Consider the following 12,507-nt stretch of genomic DNA (forward strand, 5'->3'; position numbering starts at 1 on the left):
TGCCCCCTTTCAAACCCAATGTATGTTAAAGTTGTTAAATAGGCTCTTATACATTTAAATCAATGGGGTGCACAAGTGGAAAGTAGACATATAATAGAAGTTAATGAAATTAAAGCCCTTACCAAGGGACATGTTTTATATTTTCACGAAAACCAAAATCAGTATATTGAATATGTGACTGACTTTATTACTTCAGGATTAGAAAAGAATGAATATTGTATCATTGTGGAAAATGATCGCAATATTTCTTTGATTAAAAATAGACTCACAGCACTAATGAGTAATGGTCAGCTAGACAAAGTGATTTTTGTTAATAATTATGATTTCTACTATGCCAGCGGAGACTTTCAAATTAATTCTGTATTTGATTTTCTTCCAAACGTCATTGGAGATTACTCTGAACTTGATTTAGTCATTCGAAGCTGGGCACATGTGGAATGGCGGGATGAGCACGAAGTCAGTAAACTGCTGGATTCTGAACATGAGGCAGAGGACATTGTAGCGCAAACAAATCTTCTTTCCGTTTGTGCATATGATTCTAGAAGGGTTAGTAGAGAATTTAAAGACGGGCTGCTTGCCTGCCATAACTTCCTTTTGAAAGAGAAAGACTAAACGCTAAGGATCATATATATATTTTCCAATATGGTAAAATTAATTTTTGACAAATAAGACTTGTTAATGTAATAAATAATAGAATCTAAAACTATTTTCGAATATAAAATATATTCACACACTATAAGAAAGGAAGTGTCCAGGTCATGAAAAAGAAAATACTTTTATTTTTATCTTCAGGCTATGGATACTCAACTGCTGTTTTCTTTTAGATCAATCTAGAATTGGATTAGTCTGTAAAAAACAGAAGAAATAAGCAGAAAATCTATAGTGAGTGAGGGATAGCATGAAAAAAATCACGAGAAAAAATCCTGAGTTTATGCCTAAACCAGTCGGTAACTACAGCCATATTACCAGAGTACCAAAGGGTGCGGAATTAATAGTTACATCCGGTCAAGTAGGAACGGACATGGATGGCAATGTGCCTGTAAGCATAAACGAGCAAATCACAAATACTTTCTTTAATATGAAAAAAGTTCTTGAGTCTGAAGGTTTAACTGAGGAAAATGTTATAAAGGTGAACATCTGGGCAACAGAGGAAATAGATTGGGATCACTTCTATCCACAGTGGGATGAGATCTTCAGTACTGCCTACCCATCTATGACAGTTGCCTATATCTCTGCATTAGGATGGCCTGAATTAAAAATTGAAATTGAATTATGGTGTGCAGAGGTTTAGTAAGAAAAAGAGGCTGGGACATAAGTATTTAACACACCTATTGAACCGAATGGTAAGGAAGGTCATCTTTCTAATCATTCGGTTTTTTATTTATAATTATAAAATATATTTTATTTACATGAGTGAAATGGAGCGGAGGGCCCTCGACTCCTGCGGGCTGCAGAGCAAAGGGTGAGACCCCGCAGGAACGAAGTGACGAGGAGGCTCAGCTTGCTCCCCGCGGAAAGCGAGGGTCCGCAGCGAAATGGAACGGTCTTGATTAAATACCGAAACCAAGATATTGAATATTCGTGTTTTAGAAATATTAATTTCGTTTTGTCCCAGCCTTTTTAGTATCATTTTAAGCATCTAAATTTTACAAAAAGGGTGCTTAAATCCAGCTCATACCTGAACTTTACCTGATAACCTTTCTTCTAGCCTTTGCTACAGCCATCAACATATAAATACTAAATAAAAAGATCATTGAAACCACGATCGGCAGCCCGTTTGAGGCATTTAATGAAAATAAGTTATTACTAATAAAATTAAAGAGAAGGATCGTAATCATGAATCCAAAATATATACTTTTTCTCTTTGAGTCTGCCTGACCAGCCTTATTATATCCAACATACGTTAATGACAGCCAAATGAAAAAAGGGATAGAAAATACCGCTAAAATAATAAAGACAACCAAATTCGTTCACCTCTCTATGTATATCATTCGGATAGCCTTCATTGTATTATACGTTTTTATGAAGTAAAAGTTTCACTCTGCGGAACCTCTTTAACTTCTCTAGTGAACAGCCGTTTACAAGTCTTCGTGATCCATAAATGCAACGAAAATTATGAGCAGCACATAACAGCCTTTTCCATCTCTTTAGCATTTAATAATATATCTCCATTCTCATCAACAATAAATTCAACGTTTGAGTTTGTCAGTCTATCTAGTGCTGAATCGATACTTGCTTGCGTTGAAGTTGATGCATCAATCCATACAGAATAATTGTTATCTTCCTGCTGAGAACAGCCAGCTGATAATACACTAATGACGGTAAATAAAATGAGTATTTTTTTCATCATGCGACCTCCACTATTATAGTTAACAACCGCAAAATATTGATAGAACGAATGAGAGAGTAAAGCTTTCCTGCCAATAGAAAGCCCTTTATCCTGAAAAACAATGATTCCTTACGCTTTATCCTGAATCATTTGTTTGGCCCACTTGCACCATTCCAGATACATTTCCGAATATCTGATTCCGTATTCGACTGTTAAGATCGTGCCTATGTCTGAGTCTCCCTGACTGTTAAAGTGTTCTTTCCACTCTTTTGTTTTTGCTAAAATACTTTGTTCTCTCTCTATAACCTCATCTAGCAATTGGTTAATTTCTTCCGCAGAAAGAATAGGGAAGATCGTTGTCTTAATTAAAAATTCATCTTTGATCTTTGCTGGTTTTAAAGGTTCTTCAATGGCCCAGCGGATTAAGTCTTTCTTCCCTTTATCGGTTAAAGAATATACTTTTTTATTTGGCGATGTACCTTGAATGACTAATTGATGAGTGATTAGCTCTTCCTCTTCCATTTTATGCAATTCTTTATAGATTTGGCTATGAGTCGAACTCCAAAAATAAATCATTGTTTGCTTAAAAATAGTCACCACATCATAACCAGTGACTGGTTTTTTAGAGATTATCCCTAACAAAGCATAACGTATGCTCATACTAGATCCATTCCTTACTATTTTATCAATATTGAAATTATAGCATAGATACTTGACCATATTCATAATCATTGGTTATTATAACTATAGTTTCATATGTCTAAAATGACATATAAAATAAAATAGCACACTTTTGTTTGTTCGCATTGCCATGTGAGCATTCTTTTTGAGCCACACAGCTATTTACCCATTCATGTGTTATCCCTGCAGCAAACGAAAGTTACATCACAAGAAAAACAGAAGAAAGGAATATTATTCTTAATTTAGTGGGCTAGCAACCGATTTTAAGCCACCTTAATTTGGAATAATTCGGTACCATACAATGAAAAAATTACTCAAGAGCAAAAAGTTACTCATCATCGTTTCTACTATATGTATATTGGTCATTTTGGGCTTGTCTGCCTTTTTTATATGGTCTCAAGATACGTACAAGGCACTTGATTCTAATCAAATCGCAGTGGAGGAAGTCAGAGATTTAGAAGATGGCTGGTATCTCAATACCGTTGAAAATGCTGAGAGAGGCATTATTTTTTATCCTGGCGCCAAGGTTGAGCCTGAAGCATATGCCTTTTTGGCTCAAGAATTATCTAAGCAAAATATTTCAGTAGCTATTCCCTCCGTTAGATTAAATTTGCCGATATTTGATGTTGCGAAGGCAGATGAAATACTAGATCAGTATGACAGCACTGAATGGTATATTGCCGGGCATTCAATGGGAGGCGCAGCAGCAGCGATGTATGCAGATCAAAACTTAGATCGAATTCATGGACTGATACTACTTGGCGCTTATGCAGCCGGCAACGATTTTTTACATGAGTCTAACTTGCCCGTTTTATCTATTAGCGGATCAGAGGATGGCTTAAGCACGCCAGAAAAGATAAAAGATAATAGCCCCAACTTGCCAGCAGACACTACATTCTTTGAAATTGAAGGCGGAAACCATGCTTACTTCGGCGTATATGGCAGCCAATCTGGTGACAACGAAGCTCAATTAACTGTAAAAGAACAACAAGACACGATCATTGAATCCATTGTGAAATGGCTTGAAAGTGATGAAGTTACCAGCCAAGATTGAAAGATCAAAACCGGTCGGTTTGATTTCGATAAATTAATCGAAACAAATTATATATTTTAATAGAAGAAAGAGGCAGGGACATAAGTATTTAACACACCTATTGAACCGAATGGTTAGGAAGGTCATCTTTCTAATCATTCGGTTTTTTATTTATAATTATAAAATATATTTTTTTTACATGAGTGAAATGGAGCGGACTTGATTAGATACCGAAACCAAGATATTGAATATTCGTGTTTTAGAAATATTAATTTCGTTTTGTCCCAGCCCCTTTTTCTGCAATACATGCAAATTGGCACTGTCTTCACAAAACTATCATTTAATTAGATTATTATGATAGCAAACAACTCATTTTGAAGATAATGGTATTTGAGAATCCATTTTTAGCATTAGTTTCAGGGGAAAACCTAATTCGCTATTCCCATAAAAAACTCCCGAATATCCTCAGGTAACTCTTCGACAGCAAGTACTTTTAATTTTTCAGTTCCTGGAGAAGTCATAATGATATAAGATGTATTGTGATACTCAAAAAGTGAGAATTGCCCGACTCTTATGGCAGTATTATTTTGAATATTTTCGAAATCCTCTTCAGAAAAATTTTCTTCATACCCGTCTAAGATTAGGTTTTGGATTTCCTCATAACTGTCTGAGAAAGTCAATTCCTGATACAATTCAATTGAATTTTTGGGTTTATAAATGTGCATGTAATAAAGTACACCAACTGTAACGAGAGTGATTATAGAGTAGATGATCCAGGTATTAATCTTTCTTTCTCTTTCACTCATGACATCATTTGGCTGAAAATATAAAGTTGATAAAACCCTGGTGCTCCCAAAGCTAGGAAAAGAGTAATAACGGCAAATAGCTTTGATTGTTTTGTCAGTCGGTCATCACTCTTTTTGAGATGCTCAAAGTATGTAAGGATGAAGTAAAGACATGCAGTAAACATAATCGCTGAGAATACCCCTAACCAGATTCCAATTGACCCTAACGCTAATTGATCCAAAGAAAACACTTCCTTTCAGAACAGCTAAATAATTCCTAATTTTTCCTTTTGTTATTTTACCATTTCTTCCGTAACTCTGTCTCTTTCGTAAAAAGAAAAAATCTGAGGTCATGGTATTTGTTCAATTTCACACCTAATAAAAAGAGGAGCTAATCATAGCCCCCCTTCTTGTAAAGAAATTATTTAAAGTCCTGTTTTCCAGCCAAAATTTTATATCTGCTGCTGCCTAAGGATTCAACCTTTCCCTGCTCTGTGCCATTAAGTAATATGACGGCTTCATCGCTTATTCCATGTACAATAACCTGAACTTTCTCCCAGTCCGGATCATATTTATCTTGTGCTAAGGATGTTGTAATTTCCAACCTATTATTCTTAAATTCGATATTAAATTTGCATTCAAAATAGGATCCTTCTTCATACTTAAATGACTTCCCATCATCTTCGTAGTAGGTGAAAGAGGATGAATGGCCATCTGCTGGATAAATATGAACAGTCAGCTCACTTTCTTTTGTTTCTGTTGAGCTTTTTACTGTCCCGTGTGTTAGAATTGCACCTTCCTGTATAAAAATCGGCAGTGTAGACAGGTCCGCTTCAACGAGATGATGTTTTCCGCCTTCTAGCTTTTCATCTGTCCAATAATTTACCCAGCTCCCTTCAGGTAAATAAACGACCCTATGATACGTATCAGGTGTAAGGATTGGGGCGACAATCATGTCAGATCCAATCATGAATTGATCTGATAAATTAAAAGTATTTTTATCAGTCGGATATTCCAATACAAGCGGCCTCATAACCGGCACACCTGTAACACTAGCATCCTTGAATAGAGTATATAAATATGGAAGCCATACATATCGTTCCTGAATATACTTTCTAATTACCTTTTCGTACTCTTCACCAAACGACCAAGGCTCTTGAGAAATCGTGCTTTGTTCACTATGGTTTCTAAAGTATGGTGTAAATGTGCCAAATTGTGTCCAGCGAGTCAGTAATTGACCATTAGAGTCATGTGCAAATCCTCCAACATCCGGCCCGCAGAATGGTACACCTGACATCCCTAAGTTCATACACATCGGAATGGCCATTTGCAAATGCTCCCAAAAGCTGCGATTATCCCCAGTCCATACTGATGCATAGCGCTGAACACCCGCATACCCTGCACGAGTTAATAAGAAAGGACGATTTCCATCAAGCTGCCTCTTCATCCCTTCATACGTTGACTCTTCCATAAGAAGACCATAAATATTATGCAGCTCACGATGCGTTTTAGGATCACCATCATTTTCGTGGATTACTTTGACATCCATTGTTTTGGTTTCATTAAAGACGGCTGGCTCATTCATATCATTCCAGATACCTTCGATTCCCATTTCGGTATAAAATTGATATTTGTCGCCCCACCATTTTCGAACCTCACTGCTTGTAAAGTCAGGAAATGCGCTGTTTCCAGGCCATACAGGTCCAAAATAAATATTTCCTTCAATATATTTACAAAAGTAATCGTTTCTAACGCCTTCTTGATAAATGTAATATTCAGGATCTTCTTTTACGCCCGGATCTACAATTGGCACCACCTGTATTCCTGCATCCTTCAGCTCCTGAATTAATTTTTTTGGATTAGGAAATCTGTCTTCATCAAATGTAAATACCCGATAGCCATCCATGTAATGAATGTCCAGATAGACAGCATCTAACGGAATGTCTTTTTCCTTAAATGCAGCTACCAGATCCCTTACCTCTTGCTCGGACTTATAGCTATAACGGGACTGATGATAACCTAATGACCATTTGGGCGGAAGCGGCATTCTTCCTGTGATGTCTGTGTATTGTTCCAGAACATCCTTTGGGGAAGGTCCAGCGAATACGTAATAATCCAATTGACCAGCTTCAGCTGAAAATGAATACATATCTGCCGATGATTTCATGTCAAAAACCGTCTTCGATGTATTATCAAAGAAAATTCCATAAGCAATACCGTTTCGAATACTCATAAAGTAAGGAATTGATTGATACAGAGCATCAATTTCAGGGTTATGTGGTGCATAAACATCCGTATTCCACATCGTCATTTTTTCGCCGCGTTTATCCAAGAAGCTTGTTTTTTCGCCAAATCCATAAAAATGATTTTCCTGATCCATTTTCTTATAGCAAACCACTTCTTGATTACTGGTATAACCCATTCCTTCTTTTGCATCGCTGACAATTAACTGCCCCTCTGAATCATAGATCGATACTAAAACGGAAACTTTATTGATGACAAGCTTTAATTTTGGAGACGTAAGAGTTAACTCGTTCTCATCTTCATCAATCGTAACCTTAACTTCTTCAGGTTCCTTTATAACTGCTAGAGTAGATTTTTGAATGGGTACCCCTTTAGGGTTCATAATGATCCGGACAATATCATCCCGATAAAATTGAATGGAAACATAGCCGTTTTCACACTGAAGCTCAACTGAGTTATTTTCTTTAGAATGATAGGAAACAAGTGCACCCATATTTTTATAATCTTTATTTATTAATTTCTTTTCGTTTTCTGGTAAAATCGCAAAACTAGTATCTTGCATTTTGTAACCTCCTCGCTGTTTTTTCTGACTATTTATAACTCGTTATGATTAACCTTTTGTTGCTCCGGATGTTAGTCCGCTAATTAAATAACGCTGAAGCATAAGGAAAACGAGCGCAATCGGAATCGCAATTAATATGGATCCGGCAGCAAACCTTGTAAAGTTATTGGCAAACTGTGCATTCACAAAGTTATAAAGTCCTAATGCCAAAGTGAAGTTCTCCGGGCTGCGCAAAATAATTCTTGGTAAGATGAAGTCCATAAATGGAGCCATGAAATTGAATAAAGCGACAACTGCAAGAATTGGTTTTGCCAGCGGAAGCATAATCGTAAATAAAATTCTAAAATGACCGGCTCCATCCATTTTTGCAGATTCATCCAGCTCTCTAGGGATCGTATCGAAATAGCCTTTTACTAGAAAAGCATTCATCGGAATGGACCCGCCAATATAAACCAGGATTAATCCCCACAGAGTGTCCAGCAAACCAACTAGATTCAATAATATATAAATCGCTACCATTGCCATTAAGACAGGAAACATTTGCAGTAATAGAAAAGTATAAATTCCATACTTTCTGCCAAAGAAGCGATATCTTGAAAAAGCATAAGCTACTAATGAAACAAAAATCGTGGATCCAATAGAAGTCGCCGTTGCGACAATAAGCGTATTTTTATACCAAATTAAATAATCACTATCCGGATTTGTAAATAACCAAATATAATGCTTAAAAGACCAGTTATCAGGAATGATATCTGCACCATATAAACTCGACCCTGGATTGAGGGATAGTCCAAATGTCCAAAGCAGGGGATATAGAATGATAATAAACATGACCAGTAAAAACCCATAAATACCGGTTAATTCTAAGCCGTTTTTTAGTTTGTGATTCATTACATTTCTCCCCCTTCTTTAAATGTGGATGTTTTTCTAAATTGGAAAAACGCAAATATCGCGACGATTAGACCGAGTATTAAGGAGATGGCTGCTGCAATACTGAATTGACTTGATTGAAATGTCAGATCGTATACCCATGAAATTAAAATATCCGTTCCTCCGGCATTTTGCCCCTGTACGGCAGGTCCACCCTGATTAAACAAGTAAATTAAATTGAAATTATTAAAGTTTCCTGCATATTGCATGATCAACAGCGGTGCAGTTGCAAACATTAAATGCGGAAATGTAATGAACCTGAATTTTTGCATACGGCTGGCACCATCCATATCTGCCGCTTCATACCATTCACTTGAAATACTCTGAAGAACACCAGTAAATAAAGCAAATACAAACGGAAAGCCCAGCCAGGTTTGGATACCGATTAAAGCAATTCGAGTCCAGAAAGGATCGCTCAGCCACGGAATTCCGTCGCCGAATAGAGGCATAATAATATCTCTATTGATAGCACCAAAGTTATCATTAAATAGCGCTGTAAAGATTAGAATCGTGACAAAGCCCGGTACTGCCCACGGTAAAATCAATACGGTTCGGATTAATCTTTTCATTTTTACTCTTGGGTCATTAACGATAACAGCAAGGAACATAGCTAATGCAATCTGGATGGTTGTTGCTACAAATGTCCAAATGAGCGTCCATGACAAAACCGAGAGAAATGTACTTCTCCACATTGGAATCGTTACTAAAGCTGTAAAATTATCAAAGGCTACCCAATCTAATAGATTCTTTGGCGGCGAATTCATCAGCGTATAATTTGTAAACGCCAGAAACGCCATAAATAATAATGGGAAAATAACGATAAATACTAATAAAAACAAACCTGGACCTACTAGTAAATATGGAAAAGATGAATCCCATGCATTTAAAAATGATTCTTTGATTGAAGTAATAGCTGAACCATCCTGTATTTTTTTTGCGTCTCTGCGCGCATCAAAAAGGTTAGCAATATAGAAGGTCAATCCAAAGCTTGTTAATATTAACGCGATAATCCCCTGACTTAATAACAGCCTCGAATCATCAACTGCTGGGATTTCACCTAAGGTAAACAGTCCCCAGTATCCTATGTTCAAGATGTCATAAAAGACGATTAAAAAGGCTGCTGAAAGTATAAGGAATATTGTCCCCTTGATAAAACGTTTATTATATAATTGTCCAAGGCCTGGTATGATGGACAGCAAGGTGGCTATTTTCACGCTATGTGATCGAGTTTGATCAGATGCCATTTCGCACCCCTCCCTCTTCTTTAAAAGGCATTGATGGATTTAAATATTCGTCTTTACTCATCATAATGGGCTTAAATGTTATCCATTTTGCAGGATAACATTTAAGCTGTGAATGATTACTTATAGTTAAGCTGAATATCCTGATTTATTGTATCTACAGCAGCTTCCAAGCTTCCCTTCACATCATCTTCTTGTGTAATGAAGGTTAATGCGTCAGCCATAGGATCCCAAACAGCAGATAGAGCAGGAACTGGCGGGAATGGGTTTGCATTTTCTAATTGTGTTGCAAATCCATTTAATAATGGATCGTTTTGGAATTCTTCACTGCTTAAAATAGCTGAGTTTGCTGGCATTTCACCCGTACTATCAAAATAAGCCTTTAATGAAGCTTCATTGGTTAAATAGATTGCTAAGTCAGTAGCTGCATCTGGATACTCTGAGTATGCTGATAGCATCCATCCTTTCGTCCCTAAGAAAGTAACTGGGTGCTCACCGTTTTCAAGTTTTGGAATTGGAGCCGTCCCTAGTTTATCTCCTAAGGCTTCCTTGTGCTCAGCTAAAGCCCAAGGACCATTTATAACAGCACCAACTTTACCATCATTAAATAACCCGCCTACAACATCCATCGTAATACCAGTCGGAATGTATCCGTTTTCAAACCAACCCTGAATTAATTCTCCACCTTTTACTGCGCTCTCACTTGCCAATCCAAGCTCATCAATATTAAAAACATCTCCGTCTTTTCCAAAAATGTCAGCACCGTAACCTGCCATGAATGGGAAAGAGAAATAGAAATCTGTTGCCGGATAAAGGAAACCATATTCATCATTTGATGCATCTGTTAAATTCGCTGCAATATTTTCGATGTCTGCCATCGTTTCTGGTGCTTCTGGAACAAGATCCTTATTGTAGTATAGAGCCAGTGATTCTACGACAGCCGGTAAACCATAGACTTCACCTTCATAACTTAACGCTTCTACAGAACCTTCAGAATACGTATCAAGAACTTCCTGATCCACAGTCATCGGCTGAACTAAACCTTTTACTGATAAGCTTCCAATTCCAGGCTGGAAGAACAAGTCAGGACCATTACCTGAAGGTCCATCAAGTGACATGGCTTCTTCTTGTTCGTCCATTGCAAATGGAAGAACTTCTACATTGATTCCTGTCTCTTCTGTATATCCTGCTGCAATCTCTTCTATATCAGGTGCTTGATCAACAGGTGCCCAAATCAATAAACTCTCAGGATTTTCTGCTTCAGTATTATTTTCGTTTTGATCTCCTTCTTGATCTTCACTTGTATTGGTTCGATCAGGTCCACACGCTGCTAAAAATAAAATCAGTAATATCGATATTAATGCAAGAAAACGTTTCTTCACTTCTATTCCCCCTTATAATTAGTTGAAATGTGAAACAATCATTGTGACATAAAACGCTTGCGCTTTTTTTGTACCTACCACCTCCTTTATTGGTTAACCGGTTAAATTATAGTCCAATAACAAAGTGCTACTTTTATAAATAGCACTTTTCAGATGAAGTTTTTATAAGCTTCGTGTTGATTCTCTTACAATAAGTTCAACCGGCATTTCAATTGTTTTTTGTTCAGAGTTAAGTGATTCTATTGCATTAACCAGCTGATCAGCTGCTAGTTTCCCTTTTTCAAAGATGTCTTGTCTGATGGTTGTTAAACTCGGTGTGATGTATTTACAAATACTTAGGTCATCAAATCCAACGATTGAATAATCCGCAGGAACTTGTTTACCTTCTTGCTGAATCGCTTTAATAATCCCAATCGCCAGAACATCAGACACTGTAACTATTCCTGTTATACCATGGTCAGAGCTCAGAAGTTCTTTCCCCACCTTTGCTCCATCTTCAAATGTAATATCATGTGTTTCGAATATGAATTTGCTGCTAGGCTGAATTCCCGCTTCCTTGAGTGCTTCCTCAAACCCCTGATACCGTTTTCTGTCTACTGGACTCATTGCAAGATTCGTTGCAACAAATGCAATATTTCTGTGTCCTAATTCCACTAAATGCTTTGCTGCTAAATATCCGCCATATTCATCGTTTACTTTTACATTGTTAAATAGATTCGTATAATCTTCATATGTATCAATAAGAGCAATAGGAATATTTATGTTTTTCAATTCATTATAGAGACTTTCAGGAAACATCCCTAAAATAATCAAACCATCGATATTCCTTTTCATAATCCAATTCTTGCATTCATCAAGATCTCCAACACCAGTAATCATTGTGTCAAATTTCCGATTACGTGCTACCAGCTCCACGCCGCTAACAAATTCATTATAATAAAGGTTGTTCTTAAAGACCGATGCAGGTGAATCTTCTATAATCGGAAGCATGATTCCAATTAAATTTGACTTCTTCTTCGATAAACTAACTGCGGTGAAGTCAGGAAAATAATTCAATTGTTCAATCGCTTCAAGTACTACTGCTTTTGTTTTATCAGAGACTTTCTTCACATCATTCAATACATATGAAACGGTTGCTGGAGATACTCCTGCTTGCTTCGCTACGTCTCTAATCGTAGGTTTTTTGTTCATTTTCGACCTCCGGTTAACCGATTAACTTATTACTATCAATTTAATCCTTAGTTGTTGGAATGTCAACAGAAAATTGTAAGGGTTTTCAGACTGGTTTTTGATTATTTGGATTTCTTGGGTGGATTTTGG

At 36.9% G+C, this 12,507-nt stretch carries 13 protein-coding genes; 3 read left to right on the plus strand and 10 right to left on the minus strand.

Annotated features, from left to right (window positions below):
- The first annotated feature begins 75 nt into the window (after positions 1-75).
- Together F7732_RS15875 and F7732_RS15880 are read left to right on the plus strand one after the other, a co-directional pair.
- A complete protein-coding gene (locus tag F7732_RS15875; RefSeq protein ID WP_151574990.1) occupies positions 76-612 on the plus strand; it encodes an MEDS domain-containing protein in 537 nt (178 codons plus the stop codon).
- Between the two features lie 286 nt (positions 613-898).
- A complete protein-coding gene (locus F7732_RS15880) occupies positions 899-1,291 on the plus strand; it encodes a RidA family protein (RefSeq protein WP_151574991.1) in 393 nt (130 codons plus the stop codon).
- Positions 1,292-1,685: 394 nt separating this feature from the next.
- Here F7732_RS15880 and F7732_RS15885 read toward each other — a convergent pair whose 3' ends face one another.
- From F7732_RS15885 to F7732_RS15895, 3 genes are all read right to left on the minus strand, one after another.
- Complete coding sequence (locus tag F7732_RS15885; RefSeq protein WP_151574992.1) at positions 1,686-1,964, minus strand: hypothetical protein; 279 nt, start codon at positions 1,962-1,964, stop codon at positions 1,686-1,688.
- A gap of 149 nt (positions 1,965-2,113) precedes the next feature.
- The gene (locus tag F7732_RS15890) at positions 2,114-2,347 is read right to left on the minus strand and encodes a hypothetical protein (RefSeq protein ID WP_151574993.1); all 234 of its coding nucleotides are present in this window, start codon (positions 2,345-2,347) and stop codon (positions 2,114-2,116) included.
- A 111-nt stretch (positions 2,348-2,458) separates the two neighbouring features.
- Positions 2,459-2,989 (minus strand): PadR family transcriptional regulator, encoded by a 531-nt coding sequence (locus tag F7732_RS15895; RefSeq protein WP_151574994.1) that lies wholly within the window; start codon positions 2,987-2,989, stop codon positions 2,459-2,461.
- Between the two features lie 322 nt (positions 2,990-3,311).
- Between F7732_RS15895 and F7732_RS15900 the strand changes: the two genes are divergently transcribed.
- Positions 3,312-4,064, plus strand: a complete 753-nt coding sequence (locus F7732_RS15900) for an alpha/beta fold hydrolase (RefSeq protein WP_151574995.1) — start codon at positions 3,312-3,314, stop codon at positions 4,062-4,064.
- 407 nt (positions 4,065-4,471) lie between these two features.
- Here F7732_RS15900 and F7732_RS15905 read toward each other — a convergent pair whose 3' ends face one another.
- From F7732_RS15905 to F7732_RS15935, 7 genes are all read right to left on the minus strand, one after another.
- Positions 4,472-4,849 carry a hypothetical protein gene (locus tag F7732_RS15905; protein ID WP_151574996.1) on the minus strand — a complete coding sequence of 126 codons (378 nt, stop codon included), beginning with the start codon at positions 4,847-4,849 and terminating at the stop codon, positions 4,472-4,474.
- Positions 4,846-5,070, minus strand: a complete 225-nt coding sequence (locus tag F7732_RS15910; RefSeq protein WP_151574997.1) for a hypothetical protein — start codon at positions 5,068-5,070, stop codon at positions 4,846-4,848. The genes F7732_RS15905 and F7732_RS15910 overlap by 4 nt, the downstream gene beginning before the upstream one ends.
- A gap of 179 nt (positions 5,071-5,249) precedes the next feature.
- Positions 5,250-7,634 carry a glycoside hydrolase family 31 protein gene (locus F7732_RS15915; RefSeq protein WP_151574998.1) on the minus strand — a complete coding sequence of 795 codons (2,385 nt, stop codon included), beginning with the start codon at positions 7,632-7,634 and terminating at the stop codon, positions 5,250-5,252.
- A 48-nt stretch (positions 7,635-7,682) separates the two neighbouring features.
- Positions 7,683-8,525 carry a sugar ABC transporter permease gene (locus F7732_RS15920; protein WP_151574999.1) on the minus strand — a complete coding sequence of 281 codons (843 nt, stop codon included), beginning with the start codon at positions 8,523-8,525 and terminating at the stop codon, positions 7,683-7,685.
- Positions 8,525-9,808, minus strand: a complete 1,284-nt coding sequence (locus F7732_RS15925) for a carbohydrate ABC transporter permease (RefSeq protein ID WP_151575000.1) — start codon at positions 9,806-9,808, stop codon at positions 8,525-8,527. Before F7732_RS15925 ends, F7732_RS15920 begins: the two co-directional genes overlap by 1 nt.
- Before the next feature lie 116 nt (positions 9,809-9,924).
- Positions 9,925-11,187: an extracellular solute-binding protein gene (locus tag F7732_RS15930; RefSeq protein WP_240056656.1), complete on the minus strand. Its 1,263-nt coding sequence runs from the start codon at positions 11,185-11,187 to the stop codon at positions 9,925-9,927.
- Positions 11,188-11,349: 162 nt separating this feature from the next.
- A complete protein-coding gene (locus F7732_RS15935; protein WP_151575002.1) occupies positions 11,350-12,378 on the minus strand; it encodes a LacI family DNA-binding transcriptional regulator in 1,029 nt (342 codons plus the stop codon).
- Between the last annotated feature and the right edge of the window lie 129 nt (positions 12,379-12,507).

The sequence above is a fragment of the Bacillus mesophilum genome (genome assembly GCF_008923265.1).
Taxonomy (GTDB): Bacteria; Bacillota; Bacilli; order Bacillales; family Cytobacillaceae; genus Cytobacillus; species Cytobacillus mesophilum.

Excerpts from the sequence above, each read along its gene's own strand:
- F7732_RS15900 (WP_151574995.1), top strand. The coding sequence starts at position 3,312 with ATGAAAAAATTACTCAAGAGCAAAAAGTTACTCATCATCGTTTCTACT.
- F7732_RS15905 (WP_151574996.1), bottom strand. The coding sequence starts at position 4,849 with ATGAGTGAAAGAGAAAGAAAGATTAATACCTGGATCATCTACTCTATA.
- F7732_RS15925 (WP_151575000.1), bottom strand. The coding sequence starts at position 9,808 with ATGGCATCTGATCAAACTCGATCACATAGCGTGAAAATAGCCACCTTG.
- F7732_RS15895 (WP_151574994.1), bottom strand. The coding sequence starts at position 2,989 with ATGAGCATACGTTATGCTTTGTTAGGGATAATCTCTAAAAAACCAGTC.
- F7732_RS15935 (WP_151575002.1), bottom strand. The coding sequence starts at position 12,378 with ATGAACAAAAAACCTACGATTAGAGACGTAGCGAAGCAAGCAGGAGTA.
- F7732_RS15890 (WP_151574993.1), bottom strand. The coding sequence starts at position 2,347 with ATGAAAAAAATACTCATTTTATTTACCGTCATTAGTGTATTATCAGCT.
- F7732_RS15880 (WP_151574991.1), top strand. The coding sequence starts at position 899 with ATGAAAAAAATCACGAGAAAAAATCCTGAGTTTATGCCTAAACCAGTC.
- F7732_RS15920 (WP_151574999.1), bottom strand. The coding sequence starts at position 8,525 with ATGAATCACAAACTAAAAAACGGCTTAGAATTAACCGGTATTTATGGG.
- F7732_RS15915 (WP_151574998.1), bottom strand. The coding sequence starts at position 7,634 with ATGCAAGATACTAGTTTTGCGATTTTACCAGAAAACGAAAAGAAATTA.